The 18,746-nt window shown below is 73.2% G+C and carries 21 protein-coding genes; 17 read left to right on the forward strand and 4 right to left on the reverse strand.

Translation table 11 applies throughout. From position 1 onward, the window contains the following. Positions 1-241: 241 nt before the first annotated feature. Positions 242-586: a hypothetical protein gene (locus tag LL648_RS11520; protein WP_232662490.1), complete on the forward strand. Its 345-nt coding sequence runs from the start codon at positions 242-244 to the stop codon at positions 584-586. Positions 587-705: 119 nt separating this feature from the next. Next, the gene (locus LL648_RS11525; protein ID WP_232662491.1) at positions 706-1,566 is read left to right on the forward strand and encodes a protein kinase domain-containing protein; all 861 of its coding nucleotides are present in this window, start codon (positions 706-708) and stop codon (positions 1,564-1,566) included. A 72-nt stretch (positions 1,567-1,638) separates the two neighbouring features. Here the strand turns inward: LL648_RS11525 and LL648_RS11530 are convergent, their stop codons facing one another. After that, the gene (locus tag LL648_RS11530; protein WP_232662492.1) at positions 1,639-2,049 is read right to left on the reverse strand and encodes a secondary thiamine-phosphate synthase enzyme YjbQ; all 411 of its coding nucleotides are present in this window, start codon (positions 2,047-2,049) and stop codon (positions 1,639-1,641) included. A gap of 19 nt (positions 2,050-2,068) precedes the next feature. Here LL648_RS11530 and LL648_RS11535 point away from each other — a divergent pair, with 19 nt between their 5' ends. Beyond that, complete coding sequence (locus LL648_RS11535) at positions 2,069-3,088, forward strand: aminotransferase class V-fold PLP-dependent enzyme (RefSeq protein WP_232662493.1); 1,020 nt, start codon at positions 2,069-2,071, stop codon at positions 3,086-3,088. Between the two features lie 78 nt (positions 3,089-3,166). On the opposite strand, the gene LL648_RS11540 is transcribed toward LL648_RS11535, so the two are convergent. Next, on the reverse strand, positions 3,167-3,637 hold the full coding sequence (locus LL648_RS11540) for a ferritin-like domain-containing protein (protein WP_232662494.1): 471 nt from the start codon (positions 3,635-3,637) through the stop codon (positions 3,167-3,169). After that, the gene (locus LL648_RS11545) at positions 3,634-4,104 is read right to left on the reverse strand and encodes a hypothetical protein (RefSeq protein WP_232662495.1); all 471 of its coding nucleotides are present in this window, start codon (positions 4,102-4,104) and stop codon (positions 3,634-3,636) included. The genes LL648_RS11540 and LL648_RS11545 overlap by 4 nt, the downstream gene beginning before the upstream one ends. Before the next feature lie 203 nt (positions 4,105-4,307). Here LL648_RS11545 and rimP point away from each other — a divergent pair, with 203 nt between their 5' ends. The 9 genes from rimP to LL648_RS11590 all read left to right on the forward strand — a co-directional run bounded on the left by rimP (position 4,308) and on the right by LL648_RS11590 (position 13,359). Beyond that, positions 4,308-4,853: a ribosome maturation factor RimP gene (gene rimP / locus LL648_RS11550; protein WP_232662496.1), complete on the forward strand. Its 546-nt coding sequence runs from the start codon at positions 4,308-4,310 to the stop codon at positions 4,851-4,853. After that, positions 4,850-5,869, forward strand: coding sequence for a transcription termination factor NusA (gene nusA, locus LL648_RS11555; RefSeq protein ID WP_232662497.1), 1,020 nt, complete (start codon positions 4,850-4,852; stop codon positions 5,867-5,869). Before rimP ends, nusA begins: the two co-directional genes overlap by 4 nt. A gap of 191 nt (positions 5,870-6,060) precedes the next feature. After that, entirely contained in the window at positions 6,061-6,294 is a 234-nt protein-coding gene (locus LL648_RS11560) for a YlxR family protein (RefSeq protein ID WP_232662710.1), read from the forward strand. Between the two features lie 93 nt (positions 6,295-6,387). After that, entirely contained in the window at positions 6,388-9,486 is a 3,099-nt protein-coding gene (infB, locus tag LL648_RS11565; protein WP_232662498.1) for a translation initiation factor IF-2, read from the forward strand. 59 nt (positions 9,487-9,545) lie between these two features. After that, positions 9,546-9,842: a DUF503 domain-containing protein gene (locus LL648_RS11570; RefSeq protein ID WP_232662499.1), complete on the forward strand. Its 297-nt coding sequence runs from the start codon at positions 9,546-9,548 to the stop codon at positions 9,840-9,842. A 66-nt stretch (positions 9,843-9,908) separates the two neighbouring features. Then, the gene (gene rbfA / locus LL648_RS11575) at positions 9,909-10,373 is read left to right on the forward strand and encodes a 30S ribosome-binding factor RbfA (RefSeq protein ID WP_232662500.1); all 465 of its coding nucleotides are present in this window, start codon (positions 9,909-9,911) and stop codon (positions 10,371-10,373) included. Next, positions 10,370-11,350, forward strand: coding sequence for a DHH family phosphoesterase (locus tag LL648_RS11580; protein ID WP_232662501.1), 981 nt, complete (start codon positions 10,370-10,372; stop codon positions 11,348-11,350). The genes rbfA and LL648_RS11580 overlap by 4 nt, the downstream gene beginning before the upstream one ends. 132 nt (positions 11,351-11,482) lie before the next feature. After that, complete coding sequence (locus LL648_RS11585) at positions 11,483-12,034, forward strand: class I SAM-dependent methyltransferase (RefSeq protein WP_232662711.1); 552 nt, start codon at positions 11,483-11,485, stop codon at positions 12,032-12,034. Then, positions 12,031-13,359 (forward strand): MATE family efflux transporter, encoded by a 1,329-nt coding sequence (locus tag LL648_RS11590; RefSeq protein WP_232662502.1) that lies wholly within the window; start codon positions 12,031-12,033, stop codon positions 13,357-13,359. Before LL648_RS11585 ends, LL648_RS11590 begins: the two co-directional genes overlap by 4 nt. A 162-nt stretch (positions 13,360-13,521) precedes the next feature. Here the strand turns inward: LL648_RS11590 and LL648_RS11595 are convergent, their stop codons facing one another. Further along, positions 13,522-15,168: an ABC-F family ATP-binding cassette domain-containing protein gene (locus LL648_RS11595; RefSeq protein ID WP_232662503.1), complete on the reverse strand. Its 1,647-nt coding sequence runs from the start codon at positions 15,166-15,168 to the stop codon at positions 13,522-13,524. 70 nt (positions 15,169-15,238) lie between these two features. Here LL648_RS11595 and truB point away from each other — a divergent pair, with 70 nt between their 5' ends. From truB to rpsO, 5 genes are all read left to right on the forward strand, one after another. Next, the gene (gene truB, locus LL648_RS11600) at positions 15,239-16,120 is read left to right on the forward strand and encodes a tRNA pseudouridine(55) synthase TruB (protein ID WP_308190300.1); all 882 of its coding nucleotides are present in this window, start codon (positions 15,239-15,241) and stop codon (positions 16,118-16,120) included. A gap of 148 nt (positions 16,121-16,268) precedes the next feature. Continuing rightward, entirely contained in the window at positions 16,269-17,201 is a 933-nt protein-coding gene (locus LL648_RS11605) for a bifunctional riboflavin kinase/FAD synthetase (protein WP_232662504.1), read from the forward strand. A gap of 126 nt (positions 17,202-17,327) precedes the next feature. Next, positions 17,328-17,804 (forward strand): helix-turn-helix domain-containing protein, encoded by a 477-nt coding sequence (locus LL648_RS11610; protein ID WP_232662505.1) that lies wholly within the window; start codon positions 17,328-17,330, stop codon positions 17,802-17,804. Between the two features lie 4 nt (positions 17,805-17,808). Then, positions 17,809-18,300, forward strand: a complete 492-nt coding sequence (locus LL648_RS11615) for a 2'-5' RNA ligase family protein (RefSeq protein WP_232662506.1) — start codon at positions 17,809-17,811, stop codon at positions 18,298-18,300. A gap of 140 nt (positions 18,301-18,440) precedes the next feature. Continuing rightward, on the forward strand, positions 18,441-18,710 hold the full coding sequence (gene rpsO, locus LL648_RS11620; RefSeq protein WP_232662507.1) for a 30S ribosomal protein S15: 270 nt from the start codon (positions 18,441-18,443) through the stop codon (positions 18,708-18,710). Positions 18,711-18,746 lie beyond the last annotated feature (36 nt).

Below are 18,746 nucleotides of genomic sequence, written 5' to 3' on the forward strand. Positions count from 1 at the left end.
CCGCACCGGCTGACCCCGCGGCGCTCGGGCGGCGACAGCTCGCGCTCCAAACGGCGGCCGGGGGGGTGCTGGACGAGCTGCGGTTGCTTCCGCGGCTCGGTGAGCTCGGCCCGGTGGAGCTGATCGGCAGCGCCGCCACCGGGTTGATGGTGTGGCGCGACATCGACGTCTCGGTGCGTGTGCCCGCCGCGCGTCAGCAGGCGATCGGGACCGTGCTCGGCGGGCTCGTCGCCGAGCGGCCGTGCTCTCGGTCGACTACCGCGACGAGACCGGGTCGCGCAGCCCGTCGGGCCGCGAGCGCGACCAGCGCCACTACGCGGTCGTGCGATACCAAGGCCCGACCGGTGCGCCGTGGAAGATCGACCTCTCGCTCTGGACGGCCGCCGGACCCGACGGCGAGTGGCACGACATCCCCGGCGTCCGCGCCCGCCTCACCGCGGAGACCCGCACCGCGATCCTGTGGATCAAGGAGACGCTGATGGCGGAGGGGCGGTACCCCGGTGACGTCGCCAGCGTCGAGATCTACGACGCCGTCCTCAACGGCGGTGTTCGTAACCCCGAGGCCTTCGCTCTAGCACGACGGTGATGACGTGCCTGCCTGGACATCACGGCTGGGCCCGAGAGGCTGCGGGCGTATGTTTGGCGGCGGGGGCGGTCGCCTCCGCGTGTTCCGCGAAGGCAAGTCGATCCGAGCAGGAGGTGGGCGTGGACAGCCCAGCGACGATCCCGCCGACCACCCGCAACGCGACCCCGACACCGGGGTCGGTGGCGGACTACGAGCTCGTCAGGATGCTGGGCGAGGGCAACCACGGCCGCTACTTCCTGGCCCGGCCGCCCGCGCGGTTGGGCCTCAACGAGGAGTACGTGGCGCTGAAGGTGTTCGGCGACCGCGTCGGCGAGCAGGCCTACGAGCGTGGTGTGCGGGAGCTGCGGGCGTTCGCGGCCGTCCGCTCGGAGTACCTCGTGCGCGTCTTCGACGCCGTGCTGGAGGACAGCTTCGTCTACGCGATGGAGTACTTCCCGCTCGGCTCGCTCGCGACACCCGGCCGGCAGCTCCCGCGCTCGTCGGTGCTGACGGCCCTCGAACACGCCGCGCGGGCCGCGCACGCGCTGCACGAGGCCGGGATGGCGCACGGCGACATCAAGCCGGCCAACATCCTGCTCGCCGAGACGTCCGGCGGCATCGGGGGTCGCCTCTCCGACCTGGGCCTCGCGCGCTTCCTGACCCCCGGCACGACCTTGACCGGCATGGGCCGGGCCAGCTCCGTCGAGTTCACCGACCCCGACCTGCTGGCCGGCGCCCGCCCGTCGCGCCGCACCGAGGTCTTCTCGCTCGGCGCGACGATCCACAAGGCGCTCGCCGGCACCGGCCTGTTCGGCGACCTCCCCGACAACCAGCCGCTGCTCGCGATCCGCAAGGTGCTCTCCGCACGACCCCAGGTGCACCCCGGGCTCGCGCAGGGCGAGGCGGCGCTCGTCCAGGACTGCCTGGCCGAGGGCGAGGCCCGCATCACCTCCGCCGCGCAGGTGGCCGACCGGCTGGCGCAGCTGAACAACAGCATCTAGGGGTCTCACGTCGACAACGACGTTTTGGCTGTTGTGAGCGCTAACAAACAGCCAGAACGTCGTTGTCGACGGTCACCCCGGGATCAGGGAGATGCGGACGGAGCGGACGGGGTTGTCGCCGTTCGTGTCGACGAGGCACACCGACTGCCAGGTCCCCAGCGCCATCGATCCGTCGACGACCGGCACCGTCACCGACGGCGCGACGAAGGCGGGCAGCACGTGGTCGCGCCCGTGCCCCGGGCTCCCGTGCCGGTGCTCCCAGCGGTCGTCGGCGGGCAGCAGGTCGCGCAGCGCGGCGAGGAGGTCCGTGTCGCTCCCCGCACCCGTCTCGATGACGGCGAGGCCGGCCGTCGCGTGCGGCACCCAGACGTTGAGCAGGCCGTCGCGCGCGCCCTTCGCGCGGAGGAACGCCGAGATCTCGGCGCCGAGGTCGACGACGGCCTCGCGGCCGCCGGTGCGGATCTCGATCAGCTCGCTGTGCATACGACATAGGGTCGCAAAGGTGCGCACAGCCTTCGGAACCGAGTTCGACGTCCCCGACGGATACCTGAACACCGCGAGCATCGGGATCCCCGCCGCGCCGGTCGCCGAAGCCGTCGAGCACGCCGTCGCGCGCTGGCGGACGGGAGCGGGCCGCCCACCCGAGTTCGACGAGCCGGTCGCCGTCGCCCGCGCCGCGTACGCGCAGCTCGTCGGGGTGCCGACCGAGCGGGTCGCGATCGGCGCCAGCGTGTCCGCGCTGATCGGGCTCGTCGCCGCGAGCATCCCCGACGGCTCCGACGTGCTCGTCGCCCGCGGCGACTTCACCAGCACCACTTGGCCCTTCGCCGCGCAGACCGGTCGTGGGGTGACGATCACCGAGGTGGGGCTCGACGAGCTGCCGCACCGGGCGGGTGAGGCCGACGTGGTCGCGGTGAGCGTCGTCCAGTCGGCCGACGGGCGGGTCGTCGACCTGGCCGCCCTGCGCGCCGCGCAGTCCGCCGGCACGCTGGTCGTGCTCGACGCGACGCAGGCGACCGGCTGGCTCGACGCCGACCTCGGCTGGGCCGACGTCGTCGTGGGCGGCGCCTACAAGTGGCTCTTCTCGCCGCGTGGCGCGGCCTGGATGGCAGTCCGACCAGAACTGGAACTCACGCCGCACCACGCGAACTGGTACGCGGGCGACGAGGTGTGGAAGTCCGTCTACGACCTCCCGCTGCGCCTCGCGGCCGACGCGCGGGCGCTCGACACGTCACCGGCCTGGTACTGCCACGTCGGGGCGGCAGTCGCGCTGCCGCTGCTCGCGAACCTCGACCGGGCTGCGGTGCACGCGCACTGCGTCGGGCTCGGCGACGCCCTGCTCACCGGTCTCGGTGCGGAACCCCGCGGCTCCGCGATCGTCTCGCTCACCCGCCCCGACGCGGCCGAGCGGCTCGCCGCCGCCGGCCTGGTCACGAGCATGCGGGCGGGCGCCACCCGCATGTCGTTCCACATCTACAACACCCAGAGCGACGTCGACCGCGCCCTCGACGCCCTCACCTGACCGAACTTCCCCACCGTTTTGCCAATCTGCACACCCTTGCGGGCGTGCAAGTTGGCAAAACGGTGGGGAAGTTGGGGGTCAGGCCGGGCGGCCGGGGAACGGGGGGACGGCCGGGGTGGTCCCCACCGCGGCACGCCACGCGGCACAGCGGCCGGTGCCCTTGGTGAGCGCGTCGAGCGCCGCCTTGCGCAGCCCGCGGTCGCGCGTGTGCTCCATGACCGACCGCCACGCGCCGAGCGCGTCGGTCTCCGCGACGACGGCGAGCGCGGCCGCGGTCTCGGCGTTGACCACCGGCTGCGGGGTCGCGTACGCGGGCTGCGCAGAGACCGGGCGCGCGCCGATCTGGGTGAGCGTCAGCTCGATGAGCTTGCGCAGCTCCCGGTGCTCGTCGAGGTCGGTGCGCGCCTGGCCGCGCATGTCCGCGCCCAGGAACGCGATCGCGAGGCCGTAGCACCAGATCGCCGCGTGCTCGGCGGCCAGCGCACCCTGCAGCGCTTCGGCCGCCTCCTCGTCGATCGACGACTGCTCCGGCGGGGGCGGCTTGCTCATGCGAGGACCTTGTCGTAGGCGGCGCAGCAGGCCGCCACCGACGCGACGACGCCCACCCGCTCCGGCGGGACGTCGAGCGCTACGTCCGACGCCGCCTTCGCGGAGGCGGCGACGGCGGCCCGCAGCTTCTCCAGGGTGGCGTCCCGGGGCCCGGGCGTCGGCGCCGCGGGCGGGGGAGCCGCCGACGTCGACGGCGCGATCCTGATGATCTCGGCCTCCAGCGCGGTGGCGTGCTCGGCGCGCGCGGCACGCAGCGGCTCCACCTTCGCGGCGAGGTCGGGATCGGCGGCGACGGCCGCGGCCGCGAGTGCGGCGTCGGCCCGGGCGGCGGCGGCGAGCGGGATCAACGGGTCGGGCGGCTTCGGCTTCGACGACGAGCCGATCGAGCACCCCGCGAGCAGTGGCACCCCGAGCAACCCGACGAGCACGCTACGGCGCGGGATCGCCCGTGGTCGACTGCTGATCACCAGGCTCTCCTCTCCGCGTCCAGGTCCGTTCGAGTGCGTTCAGGTGCGTTTGCCGGGCGCCCATCCTGCCAGGCGCCCCGCACGGCCCTTCGACGCGCGCGGCGACCGGGCACCCGCAGCGGCGCGATACCCTTGCGGACCGTCCCTCACCCGGCGGAGTTCCGTTCCCGCCGGGCGCACCATCGAACGAGCAGGAGCCTCAGATGCCCTCCCCCCGCCCTGTGCAGCACTCTCCCGGGCCGCTGCCCGGGCAGCTGCGCGGCGTGCTGGAACCCATCGTCGCCGGCGTCGGCTTCGAGCTCGACGAGCTCGACGTCCGCGTCGCCGGGCGACGCCACACCGTCAAGGTCGTGGTGGACTCCGACAACGGGGTCGGGCTGGACGACATCGCGCGCGTCTCGCGCGCCGCATCGGAGGCTCTCGACAAGCACGAGCACCTGATCGCCGGCTCCTACACGCTGGAGGTCACCTCGCCGGGCGCGGAGCGGCCGCTCACCGGCCAGCGCCACTGGCGGCGCGCCAACCTGCGCAAGGTCGCCGTCCGCACGAAGGACGGCAAGTCCTTCACCGCCAGGGTCGGCGCCGCCGGCGAGTCCGCCGTCACCCTGCTGGTCGACGGTGCGCTCAGGGAGCTCGCTTACGCCGACGTCGAGAAGGCCGCGGTGGAGGTCGAGTTCCGACCGCCGCCCGAAGCCGAGGTGCGCAAGCTCCGGGGCAGTTCCGACCAGACCCCGGAGGGGACGTCATGAACGTCGACATCGCCGCGCTGCGCGCCATCGAGCGCGACAAGGACATCCCGTTCGAGACGGTCATCGAGGCCATCGAGACCGCGCTGCTCACCGCCTACCGGCACACCGAGGGGCACGAGGCGCACGCGCGCATCGACATCGACCGCAAGACCGGCGTCGTGCGCGTGATGGCGCAGGAGCACGCCGCCGACGGCAGCGTCGAGAACGAGTGGGACGACACCCCGGAGGGCTTCGGCCGGATCGCGGCGACCACCGCCCGGCAGGTCATCGTGCAGCGGCTGCGCGACGCCGAGCACGAGCGCACCTACGGCGAGTTCGCCGCGAAGGAGGGCGAGATCGTCGCCGGGGTCGTGCAGCGCGACGCCCGCGCCAACGCCCGCGGCGTGGTGATCGTTCAGCTCTCCGGTCAGACCGAGGGCGTGCTGCCGCAGGCCGAGCAGGTGCCCGGTGAGCGCTACCAGCACGGCGAGCGCATCCGCTGCTACGTCGTCGGTGTGACGCGGGGAATGCGTGGGACCCAGATCACGTTGAGCCGCACGCACCCGAACCTCGTGCGGAAGCTGTTCGCGCTCGAGGTGCCGGAGATCGTCGACGGCTCGGTGGAGATCGTCGCCGTCGCCCGCGAGGCCGGGCACCGATCCAAGATCGCGGTCCGGTCGACCGTGCCCGGGGTCAACCCCAAGGGCGCCTGCATCGGACCGGTCGGGGCCCGCGTGCGCAACGTGATGAGCGAGCTGGCCGGCGAGAAGATCGACATCATCGACTGGTCCGAGGATCCGGCGACGTTCGTCGGCAACGCCCTCTCCCCTTCGAAAGTGGTATCGGTCACGGTCCTGGACGCCAAGACCCGCACCGCGCGGGTCGTCGTACCGGACTTCCAGCTGTCGCTCGCGATCGGCAAGGAAGGCCAGAACGCCCGGTTGGCGGCCCGGCTGACGGGTTGGCGCATCGACATCCGCAGTGATGCCGACCCCCGCGGCACCCGTGATCACATCGAGTCGGAGTCGGTCGGCTGAACGCATCCCGTGGGAGCGAGGGCGGAGCCGACCGGGATGCTGCGCTACACTCCAGTTCGGCCCTCGGCCTGGGGAAGACACCCACTCGTCGTATCCCGGTTCCGGATCTTCGATCCACCACGGAACCCGTTCGGACGTGTGTGGGTTGCCGCACCAGGGCGCTGGCCGGCGGTCTCCTGCGTGTTGTCGTGGTGGACGGGGTCCTGACCCCTGACCCACGCCGACGACTCCCCGGGCGAGGTGCTTGGTTGCACCCCGCGCTGGAGTGCCTCGACCGTGCCGAGCGGCGCTCGGCGATCCCGCGGGCGCTTCGCGTCACGGGGCCGCTGGACACCACTGCGGTCAGGGAGCAGCTGAACGTCGCGATCGGGGCGCGGGAGACACCCGCGTCCGACATAGCCGAAAGCAAGGTCGACCCGTCATGAGCCAGTCGTGAAGATCGCACCATGAACGTGCTTCGACACTAGGTTCGAGGTCGAGCGGGACAAGCCGCCGGCCTCCGAGAAACAGGGAGTGCAGTGGCAGGCAAGGCCCGCGTACACGAGCTTGCGAAAGAGCTCGGTATCAGCAGCAAGCAGGTCCTGAGCAAGTTGCAGGACCTTGGGGAGTACGTGAAGTCCCCGTCCTCCACGGTTGAGGCCCCGGTCGCCCGCAAGCTGCGGGAGTCCGTCGAGAAGAGCAGCGGCGGCGACGGTGACGGCGCCCGGCGTCGTCCCGGCGGTGGCGGCCGTCCGCGTCCGGGCGGCCCGTCGGCCGTCCCCGGTCCGCGGCCCGGTCCGCGGCCCGGCCCGGCCGATGTCGCACGCCCGGCCGCGGCCGGCCCGGCCGCTCCGGCCGCACCGCCGGCAGGCGACCGCGTCGAGACCGCGCGTCCGAGCGGGACCGGCGGTCCCGGTAGCGGCCCGCGTCCGGGGCCCCGCCCCGGCCCGCGCCAGCAGCCGGCAGCCGCCGCGGCCAGCGCGCCGGAGGCACCGGCAGCGGCAGCACCGGCCACCCCGCAGCGGGAGAACGTCCAGCGCGACGGGGCCCAGCGCTCCGGTGCGCCGACGCGTCCCGGTCCGGCTCAGCAGCGCCCGCAGGGTCGCCCGCAGCAGCCGTCCCAGCAGCCCGCGGCTGCCGACGCAGGAGCGGGCACCATCCCGCCCCGCCCGGCGGCGCCGCGTCCCGGCCCGCGGGCCCCGCGGGTCGGCAACAACCCGTTCGGCGTCGGCTCCGGCGCCCCGCCGCGGCCGGCGGCACCGCGTCCTGGCCCGCCGCCGTCCAACGCACCCGCGCAGGGTGGGCAGCAGCAGGGCGGACAGGGTGCCCCCTCGCAGGGTGGTCCACGTCCCGGTGCCCCGCGCCAGGGCGGTCCGCGGCCCGGCGGTCCCGGTCAGGGCGGTCCCCGCCCGCCGTCGCCCGGCAACATGCCGCCCAGGCCCAACCCCGGCATGATGCCGCCGCGGCCCGCAGGCGGTCGTGGTGGTCCCGGTGGACCTGGCGGCCCCGGTGGACGCTCCGGCGGTCCCGGTCGTCCCGGCGGTCCCGGTGGCGGTCGTCCCGGTGGTCCGGGTGGCGGTCGTCCCGGTGGCGGCGGTTTCCGTCCCGGTGGCGGTGCCCCCGGTGGCGGCGGCGCCCCCGCAGGTGGCGGTGGCTTCCGCGGTGGCCCCGGTGGCGGTGGCCGTCCCGGTGGTGGCGGCGGTCGTGGTCGCGGCGGTGCCGCGGGCGCGTTCGGTCGTCCCGGCGGACCGGCCCGCAAGGGTCGCAAGTCGAAGCGGCAGAAGCGCCAGGAGTTCGACTCGATGCAGGCTCCCTCGGTCGGCGGCGTCCGCCTGCCGAAGGGCCGCGGCGAGACGATCAAGCTCCCGCGCGGTGCGTCGCTCACCGACTTCGCCGACAAGATCAACGCCAACCCGGCTTCGCTGGTGCAGGTGCTGTTCCACCTCGGTGAGATGGTGACGTCCACGCAGTCGGTCTCCGACGACATCCTCGAGCTGCTCGGCACCGAGATGAACTACGTGGTGCAGGTCGTCAGCCCCGAGGAGGAGGACCGCGAGCTGCTCGACAGCTTCTCGATCTCCTACGGCGAGAACGCGGGCGACGACGACGACCTCGAGTTCCGGCCCCCGGTCGTCACGATCATGGGTCACGTCGACCACGGCAAGACGCGCCTGCTCGACACGATCCGCAAGGCCAACGTCCGCGAGGGCGAGGCCGGCGGCATCACCCAGCACATCGGCGCCTACCAGGTCATCACCGAGCTCGAGGGCATCGAACGCCCGATCACCTTCATCGACACCCCTGGTCACGAGGCGTTCACCGCCATGCGTGCCCGTGGTGCGAAGTCCACCGACATCGCCGTGATCGTGGTCGCGGCCGACGACGGTGTGATGCCGCAGACGACAGAGGCGATCAACCACGCACAGGCGGCCGACGTGCCGATCGTGGTGGCGGTCAACAAGATCGACGTGGAGGGCGCCAACCCCTCGAAGATCCGCCAGCAGCTCACCGAGTACAACCTGGTCGCCGAGGAGTACGGCGGCGACACGATGTTCGTCGACATCTCCGCGAAGCAGGGGACGAACATCGACCAGCTGCTCGAGGCGATCCTGCTGACGGCCGACGCGTCGCTCGACCTGCGCGCCAACCCCAACATGGAGGCGCAGGGCGTCGCGATCGAGGCACACCTCGACCGCGGCCGCGGTCCCGTCGCCACCGTGCTGGTCCAGCGCGGCACGCTGCACGTGGGCGATTCGATCGTCGCCGGCGACGCCTCCGGGCGAGTCCGGCGGATGCTCGACGAGCACGGCGTCGACGTCACCGAGGCGTTCCCGTCGCGCCCGGTGCAGGTCATCGGCTTCACGTCGGTGCCCGGCGCCGGCGACACGTTCCTCGTCGTGGACGAGGACCGGGTGGCCCGCCAGATCGCCGACCGGCGTCGCGCCCGCGAGCGCAACGCCGAGCTGGCGGCCCGTCGCAAGCGCGTCAGCCTCGAGGACCTCGATGCAGCGCTGAAGGAGACCAACCAGCTCAACCTGATCATCAAGGGCGACAACTCGGGTACCGTCGAGGCACTCGAGGACGCGCTCATGAAGATCGAGGTGGGCGACGAGGTCGAGCTCAGGGTGATCCTGCGCGGTGTCGGTGGCATCACCGAAGGCGACGTGAACCTCGCAACGGCGTCCGACGCCGTCGTGCTCGGCTTCAACGTCCGCGCCGAGGGCAAGGCCACCGAGCTCGCCAACCGCGAGGGCGTGGAGATCCGGTACTACTCCGTGATCTACCAGGCCATCGAGGAGATCGAGGCCGCGCTCAAGGGCATGCTCAAGCCGGAGTTCGAGGAGGCCACACTCGGCCACGCGGAGGTCCGCCAGGTTTTCCGCTCCTCGCGCTTCGGGTCGATCGCCGGTTGCCTGGTGATGGACGGCGTGATCCGCCGCAACGCGAAGGCACGACTGCTGCGCGACAGCGTCGTCGTGGCCGAGAACCTCACGGTCAACTCGCTGCGACGGGTCAAGGACGACGTGGTCGAGGTCCGCGAGGGCTTCGAGTGCGGTCTCACGCTCGGGAACTACAACGACATCAAGGACGGCGATGTCGTGGAGACCTACGAGCTGCGTGAGAAGCCCCGCGCATAGTCGACTCCTTGCGTGGCAAGTCGGGTGCGTCCCGGCTTGCCACGCATGAGGATGTGACGATGTTCGTCGGATCATTGGAGCTGGACATCCTCCTCGGGGACGTCCACTCACTCAAAGAAAAGAGATCGGCGGTGCGGCCGGTCGTCGCCGAGCTGCGCCGCCGCTTCGAGGTGGCCGCAGCCGAAGCCGGGCACCTCGACCTGCACCGGAGGGCGTTGATCGGAGTGTCCTGCGTCGCTGCCGACGCCGGGCACGTCACCGCTGTGCTCGAACGGTGCGAGCGGCACGTCGCCGCCCGCCCCGAGCTCGAGCTGCTCTCGGCCCGGCACCGGATGCTGGGCCCGGACGACGACTGACCCGGTGGCCGCCGCGGCCCGCCAAGGGCGGGCCAGTGGCCGCCGGCACGACACGAGGAGCACGTCATGGTGGACCAGGCCCGCGCCCGTCGGCTCGCGAAGCGGATCTCGCAGATCGTGGCCGGCGCGTTGGAACACGAGGTCAAGGACCCCCGCTTGGCCATGGTGACGATCACCGACACGCGGGTCACCGGCGACCTGCGCGAAGCGACCGTCTACTACACCGTGCTCGGCGAGACGGTCGACTCGCAGCCCGACGCCGCCGGTGCCGCCGCCGCGCTGGCCAGCGCCACCGGCGTCCTGCGCACCCTCGTCGGCGCAGGCACCGGCATCCGGCACACCCCGTCGCTGGCGTTCGTGCCCGACGTCGTGCCCGACGAGGCCCGCCGCATGGAGGAGCTGCTCGCGAAGACCCGCGAGTCCGACGCCGAGGTGGCCCGGCTCGCCGCCGGCGCCGTCCCGGCCGGCGACCCCGACCCGTACCGGGCACCCCGCGACGCCGAGGCCGACGAGCGGGCCGACGACGAGTGAGCGCCGCTGCGGGGGTCGAGGCAGCGGGGGTCGAGAAGGCAGCAGTCCTGCTCAGTGAGGCCCGTGACGTCACGCTGCTCGCCCACGTCCAACCCGACGCCGACGCCCTCGGCAGCACGCTCGCGCTCGGCATCGCGCTGCGCCGCCGCGGCGCCACCGTCCGGGTCTCGTTCGGCGCGCCCGACCACATGCCGGAGTCGCTGCGGCCGCTCGACGTGCTCGGGCTCGTCGTACCCGCCGGCGAGGTGCCGATGGCGCCGGAGCTGCTCGTCGCGTGCGACGCCGCCGAGCCGGCGCGGCTCGGGGTGCTCGCCGACCGGTTGGGCGGCGCCTCGCGGTCGGTGATGATCGACCACCACCGGTCCAACCCCGGCTTCGGCGACGTCCAGGTGCTCGACCCGACCGCCGACGCCACCGTCGTGCTCGTGCACGAGGTGCTGGTGGCAATGGGCGTCGAGATCGACACCGACATCGCGCGATGCCTGTACGCGGGGCTGGTCACCGACACCCGCTCGTTCCGGTTCGCCGGGCCCGCGTCGCACCGGCTGGCCGCCGAGCTCGTCGAGACCGGCATGGACACCGAGGCGCTCGTCCGGCCGATCATGGACGAGCACCCGCACGCGTGGTTCGCGGCGCTCGCAGGCGCATTGCAACGCTGCACGCTGGAACCGGAGCTCGGGTTCGTCCACACGACCGTCCCGCTCGCCGACGTCACCCGGTTCCGCATCGAAGAGGTCGACAGCGTCATCGACGTGATCCGAGGTGCGACCGAGGCGGAGGTCGCCGCGGTGCTGAAGGAGATCGGGGAGCGGCGCTGGTCGGTGTCGTTGAGGTCGAAGAACGCCGTCGACGTCGCGGCGGTGGCCGGCGCGCTCGGCGGTGGCGGCCACCGCGCCGCGGCGGGGTTCACCTGGACGGGTACCTCGGACGACCTGCTGGCTGCGATCCGTGCCGAGCTGGCGAAGAACGCGGTGTGACCTGGACGCGATCGGGTGACGAACGCCGGGATACCGTTGTCCGATGACAAAGGAATCGGCGTGACCTCTGACCCCGAGGTGCGGTCCGCCCGCAAGGCGTTCCTCGCTGCAGCCCTTCGCCGGCCGGCGACCATGGGCGCGGTCGCCCCGAGCTCGCCGCGCCTGGCCCGCGTGCTCGCGTCGGTCGTGCCGCGCGACGGCGAACCGGTTGTGGTCGAGCTCGGCCCCGGCACCGGCGCCGTCAGCGTGGCCGTCGAGGAACGGCTCCCCGCCGGTGGACGACACCTCGCCGTCGAGCTCGACGCGACGATGGTCGCCTACCTCGAACACACCCGACCCGCGCTGGAGGTCGTGCACGGCGACGCGCGCGACCTGGGCAAGCTGCTGGCCGACCGCGGCGTCGACCACGTCGACGCGATCATCTGCGGCCTGCCCTGGGCGCTGTTCGACGAGGCCACCCAGACTGCCGTGCTCGGCGAGGTCAGCAGGGCGATCGGCACCACCGGCGCGTTCACCACTTTCGCGTACCTGCACGGGATGACGCTCGGCGCCGCCCGCCGCTTCCGCAGGACACTGCGTTCCACGTTCGACGAGGTGCTCGTCAGCGCCACCGTGTGGCGCAACCTCCCGCCGGCGTTCGTCTACGTGTGCCGCAGGCCGCTCGGAGGCGGCATGGAGGCGTGACCGACAAGGTTCCCGCGCGGGACGTGCTGCGGCTGGCCGCGCCCGCGCTCCCCGTGCTCGCCGCGGAACCGCTGTACCTGCTCGTCGACACCGCCGTGGTCGGCCGGCTCGGCGCAGTCGCGCTGGCCGGGCTCGCCGTGGCCGGCGTCGTGTTCGCGCAGATCACCGGGCAGATGACGTTCCTGTCTTACGGCACGACCGCGCGGGCGTCGCGGCTGCACGGGGCAGGCCGGCGCGGCGACGCCGTCGGCGAGGGCGTGCAGGCCACCTGGCTGGCGCTGGCCGTCGGGATGGTCGTGCTCGGGGTCGGGCAGCTGATCGCCGAACCCGTCGCGTGGGCGCTCGGCGACGGCGGCCAGATCGCCGAAGGCGCCGTCTCGTGGCTGCGGGTCGCGTTCTTCGGCGCGCCGCTGGTGCTCGTCACGCTTGCCGGGAACGGGTGGATGCGCGGGGTGCAGGACACCGCGCGGCCGCTGCGGTTCGTGCTGGCCGGAAACGGGGTCTCGGCGGTCCTCTGCCTGTTCCTGGTGCACGGCGTCGGCGACTGGGCGGGTTTGGGCCTCGTCGGCTCCGCGGTGGCGAACGTGTGCGGGCAGGCCGTCGGCGCGGGGCTCTTCCTGTGGGCGCTCGTGCAGGAACGCTCGCGGCACCAGGTGGCGCTCCGGCCGCGGCCGGCGGTGCTGCGCTCGCAGCTGGCGCTCGGCCGGGACCTGCTGGCCCGCAGCCTCGCGTTCCAGGCGTGCTTCCTGTCGGCGGCGGCCGTCGCGACCCGGTTCGGGGCGGCGTCGGCGGCAGCCCACCAGATCGTCCTGCAGCTGTGGGGCTTCATGACGCTCGTGCTCGACTCGATCGCCATCGCGGCGCAGTCGCTGGTCGGGGCAGCGCTGGGCAGCGGGGCCGTCGCCCGGGCGCGGTCGCTCGCCGGGCAGGTCACCCGGTACGGGCTCTACCTCGGCATCGCGTTCGGGCTGCTGTTCGCCGCGCTGTCGGGCGTGCTGCCGCCGGTGTTCACGCCCGACGCAGCCGTGCTCGCCGTCGTGCCCGTCGCATGGTGGTTCTTCGTGGCCATCCAACCCATCGCGGGGGTCGTCTTCGCGATCGACGGGGTGCTGCTCGGCGCGGGCGACGCCGTCTTCATGCGCAACTCGACCCTGGCCGCCGCCCTCCTCGGCTTCCTCCCGCCCATCTGGGCGTCGCTGGCCTTCGGCTGGGGGCTCGCCGGGATCTGGTCGGGCCTCGTCGCGTTCATGCTGATCCGCCTCATCGCCGTCGGCCTGCGCGCCCGCAGCGGCCACTGGGCCGTCACGGGCGCCCCCGCCGCCTGAAACGTGGGACTCGCCGACCGAAACGGGGGACTCGCCGACGGAAACGGGGGACTCGCCCCGCGCACGCGAGTCCCACGTTTCGGCGGGCGAGTCCCACGTCTCCGCGGGCGAGTCCCACGTTTGGGCGGGTGAGTTCTGCGTTTCGGTGGGTGGGACCTTGGGTCAGCGGACGTCCCAGTCGGGTTCGGGGGTCTCGATGACCTCGCCGTCGCCGCTGAAGAGGACGAAGCGGTCGAAGCCGCGGGTGAACCACCGGTCGTGGGTCACCGCGAGCACCGTCCCGGCGAATGCCGCGATCGCCTGCTCCAACGCCTCCGCGGAGGCGAGGTCGAGGTTGTCGGTCGGCTCGTCGAGCAGCAGGAGCGTCGCGCCCGACAGCTCCAGCAGCAGGATGAGCACCCGCGCCTGCTGCCCGCCGGAGAGCGTCTCGAACCGCTGGTCGGCCTGTTCGGCGAGCTCGTAGCGCGAGAGCGACTTCATCGCGTCGCCGCGGGTCATACCGGCGCGGTCGACGTCGCCGCCGACGAGGACGTCGAGGATGGTGCGCCCGGCGAGGTCGGGGCGGTCGTGGGTCTGGGAGAAATGCCCCGGACGCACCCGCGCGCCCAGCCGTGCCGTCCCGTCGTGCCGCACCTCGCTCAGCGCCTCACCGCTCGCCGGCACGGTGTCCGGCTCGGGGTCGGTGCCGCCGCGGGCGAGCAGCCGCAGGAAGTGCGACTTGCCCGTGCCGTTCGCGCCGAGCACGGCCACCCGGTCGCCGAACCACACCTCCAGGTCGAACGGGTAGGTCAACCCGTCGAGCTCCAAACCGGAGCACACCACCGCCCGCTTGCCGGTGCGCCCGCCGCCGAGCCGCATCCGGATCGACTGCTCGCGCGCCTTCTCCTGCGGCGGCCCGGCCTCGACGAACTTCGCCAGCCGGGTGCGCGCCGCCTGCAGCCGCGACGCCATGCCGTCGTTGTGCGCCGCCTTCACCTTGTAGTAGGTGACCAGCCGTTCGAGCTTCGCCTTCTCCTCGTCCCACCTGCGGCGCTGCTCGTCGAGCCGGTCGTGGCGGGCCACCCGTGCCTCGTGCCACGACGCGAAACCACCCGGGTGCGTCCACGCCGTGCCGGCCTCGACCGTGATCACCCGCTTCGCGGTGTTCGCGAGCAGCTCCCGGTCGTGGCTGACGTACAAGATGCTCTTGACCGACTCCCGGATCCGGCCCTCCAACCAGCGTTTGCCCGGAACGTCCAGGAAGTTGTCCGGCTCGTCCAGGAGCAGCACCTCGTCGGGGCCGCGCAGCAGCAGCTCGAGCGCGAACCGCTTCTGCTCCCCACCGGAGAGCGTCGAGGCAGGCCGGTCGCGCACCTTCTCCCAGGGCAACCCGAGCGTCGCGACGGCCGCGGTGTCGAACTCGACCTCGGCCGCGTAGCCGCCGGCCTCACCCCAGGCGGCGAGCGCGTCGGCGTAACGCAGCTGGGTGCGCTCGGTCGCGTCGAGCGCCCGCTCGGCCGCGCGCAGCCGCTCACCGGCGCCGCGGACGGCCGGTGCGGCGAGGGAGAGCGCGAGGTCGGCGAGCGTCGTCCCGTCGGCGATCGAACCGATGAACTGGCTCATCACACCGAGCCCGCCGCTGCGGACGAACGAGCCGCGGACGGGCTGGATCTCCCCGGCGACCATGCGCAGCAACGTCGTCTTCCCGGCGCCGTTCGGGCCGACGAGCGCAACCTTCGCGCCGTCGCCGACCCGGAAGGAGACGTCGGTGAACAGCTCGCGACCGTCCGGCAGGACGTGCCCGACACCCATCGCCTCGATGTGACCCACAGGACGGCATGGTCGCGGTTCCCGGGGTGCGCGTCGAGCCGATTGCGGGCAACCGGGAGAATCGCGCCGCGTGACAGCCGCCGTTCCCCCGTCCGGGCTCGTGATCGTCGACAAGCCGGCCGGCATGACGTCCCACGACGTCGTCGCCAGGCTGCGCCGGATACTGCGCACGCGCAAGATCGGGCACGCCGGCACGCTCGACCCCATGGCCACCGGCGTGCTGGTGTGCGGGGTCGGGCGGGGCACGAAGCTGCTCGGCCACCTCGCGCTCGACACGAAGGCCTACGACGCGACGATCCGGCTCGGCGCCGCGACGACCACCGACGACGCCGAGGGCGAGACCGTCTCGACCGCGGATGCGTTCGGCGTCACCGATGATGCGATCGCCGCCGGCATGGCCGCGCTGACCGGCGCGATCCAGCAGGTGCCCAGTTCGGTCAGCGCGATCAAGGTCGACGGCAAGCGGGCGTACGCGATGGTCAGGGCGGGGGAGGAGGTCGTGCTGCCGGCCCGCCCGGTGACGGTCTCGGAGTTCACCCTGTCGGTTCGCCGCGGGGTGGACCTCGACGTGCACGTCGCGTGCTCCTCGGGGACCTACGTGCGTGCGCTCGCCCGCGACCTCGGCGCCGGGCTCGGCGTAGGCGGGCACCTCACGGCACTGCGCCGGACCAGGGTCGGCCCCTTCGGCCTCGACCGCGTCCGCACCCTCGACGAGCTCGAGGCCCACCCCGTGCTGGCGATGCCGCTCGACGACGCCGTCGCGGTCGCCTTCCCCCGCCGCGACCTCGACGCGACGCTCGCGACCGACATGTCGCACGGGCGGCCGCTGCCCGCGGTCGGGCAGGCCGGCGTGTACGGGGTGTTCGCGCCGGACGGCCGCGCGTTGGCGCTGGTCAGTGAGCGGGGCGAGCTGGCTCGACCGGTCGTCGTGCTCGCCCCCGCCGGGTCCTGACGCCCACGCACATGTGCGGGAACCAAACCCGGGGTGCGTGACGTTCGAGGAGAGAAATCGACACGAACCCGACGGAGCGCCACCCACGGTCCTGTCGGATCGCCCGCTGGATTCAGGCCACGATCGAGCGTTCCGTAGGCTGCTGATCGTGCAACGCTGGCGTGGACTGGATGCCGTGCCGACCGGCTGGGGTCGCAGCGTCGTGACCATCGGCGTGTTCGACGGGGTGCACCGCGGCCACCAGCAACTGATCAGCCGCGCGGTCGAGCGCAGCCGCGAGCGCGGCGTGCCCTGCGTGCTGATCACGTTCGACCCGCACCCCGCCGAGGTGATCCGCCCCGGCAGCCACCCGGCCCGGCTGACCACCCTGCGCCGCCGCGCCGACCTGGTGGAGGAGCTGGGCGTCGAGGCGTTCTGCGTGCTCCCGTTCACCGTCGACCTGTCCCGCATGCAGCCCGCGGAGTTCGCCCACCAGGTGCTGGTCGAGCGGCTGCACGCCGCCGACGTCGTGGTCGGGCGCAACTTCACGTTCGGCCACAAGGCGGCCGGCGACGTCACGATGCTCACCCAACTCGGGCAGCGCTTCGGGTTCGGCGTCGAGGGCCTCGACCTGATCAGCGACGACGGCGTGACGTTCTCCTCCACCTACATCCGGTCGTGCATCGACGCGGGCGACGTCGACGCCGCCGCGGCGGCGCTCGGCCGGCCGCACCGCGTCGAGGGCGTCGTGGTGCACGGCGAGCGGCGCGGGCGGGAGCTCGGCTTCCCGACGGCCAACATCGCGACCGGCCCGTTCACGGCGCTTCCGGCCGACGGGATCTACGCCGGCCGCTTCGCGATCGGCCGCTCCCCGGGCCGGCTGCTGCCCGCCGCGATCTCCGTCGGTACCAACCCCACGTTCTCGGGCCGCGAGCGCACCGTCGAGGCGTACGTGCTCGACGTCGACGAGGACTTCTACGGCTTCGACGTCGCCGTCGACTTCGAGCACCGCCTCCGCGGCCAGGAGCGGTTCAGCGAGGTCGATGCGCTCATCGAGCAGATGAACCGCGACGTCGAACGGACCCGCGAGCTCCTGTCCTAGACCGCCGATGTTCGTCGAGATGAGCCGCAGTGCTGTTCGGACAGCGCTGAGGCTCATCTCGGCGCCTGCACCACGAGTTCTTCCATTCGCCCACGCCGCGCCGCCGCGCCTGCGAGCATCCTTCCCATGGCCGACGCGGCGGACTTCACCGCCAACCGGGAACGTCAGCGCGAGCTGTACGGCGCGCCGCTTGGCGAGCGGGTGCGCAGGATCACGACCGGGCTCGGGATCTCCCAGGCCCGGCTGGCCAGGGCGATCGGCCTCAGCCCGGCCATGCTCAGCCAGCTCGTCAGCGCCCGCCGCGTGAAGATCGGTGACCCGGCCGTGCTGGCCCGGCTGCACGCTCTGGACCGCCGCACGGCCGACATCCGGATCCCGCCCGAGCCGAAGGTCGTCGAGAAGATGCTGGCCGACGTGTCGGGCGCGCGCTGGAACTGGTCGGGCGCCCACGTCTCCGCGCAGCGCAGGGTCCAGGCTGTTGCAGCCGACGCGATGCGCGGTGTCGCCGAGCCGGCCCGGCTGGCCGCGGCCGCCGCCATGCTCGGGCCGGGGTTCCCCGAGCTCGCCGCCGTCCTGCGGCAAGCGGCGCACGGCCGCCGGTAGCGGAATGCGCCTGTTCACCGCACTCTGGCCGTCCGACGAAGCAGCGGCCGCGCTCGCCGAGGTCGTCGGCCCCGCGCCGGACGGCTGGCGGGCGACCGACCCCGCCGGATGGCACATCACCCTCGCCTTCCACGGCGAGGCCGATGCCGCAGAGCACGCCGCCGCGCTCGACTCCCGCGCGGCCGGCCTGCCCGCGCCGCGGCTGCGACTGGCCGGCGCGGGCGCGTTCCCGCGGCACCGCTGGGCCGCCGTCGAGGCCGACCCGACCGCGGCGTTCGTGGAGCTCGTGGCCGCGGCGGGCGGCGACAACGAAAGGATCGTCGCGCACCTGACGCTGCTGATCCGGCGCTCACCGACGGCCCGGCTCGACCTGGCGCCACCGTGGCAGGACCACGTCGGACCGTGGTGGACCCCGCCGGAGGTCACGCTCGTGGCGAGCGAACCGGCCGGCTACCGCGTGGTGCACCGGGTTCCCCTGGTGACCGCCCCGGCGTAGCACCCGCCGCCGGCGACGGCATCGTCCCTGGTAACGTGGTGTACCGGGTCCGGCTGCAGTCCGTGGCGGCCGCGACCGTCTCCCGGTCTCCCGTTCGGTGGAGCGCCGGCCCCACGGTACAGCGAACGAAAGAGGACGACGTGGCTCTCGACGCCGCACAGAAGAAGACGATCCTGGAGACCTACGGGGTCCACGAGGGCGACACCGGATCCCCCGAGGCCCAGGTCGCACTGCTCACGAAGCGCATCAGCGACCTCACCGAGCACCTCAAGCAGCACAAGCACGACCACCACTCCCGCCGCGGCCTCCTGCTGCTGGTCGGTCGTCGCCGCCGGTTGCTCAAGTACCTGGCCCAGGTCGACGTCGCGCGTTACCGGTCGTTGATCGAACGACTGGGCCTGCGCCGCTGACCCTCGCCTGCCGGGGTCCGTCGTGTGGCGGTCCCC

It is taken from the genome of Pseudonocardia sp. TRM90224 (assembly GCF_021245725.1).
Classification (GTDB): Bacteria; Actinomycetota; Actinomycetes; order Mycobacteriales; family Pseudonocardiaceae; genus Pseudonocardia.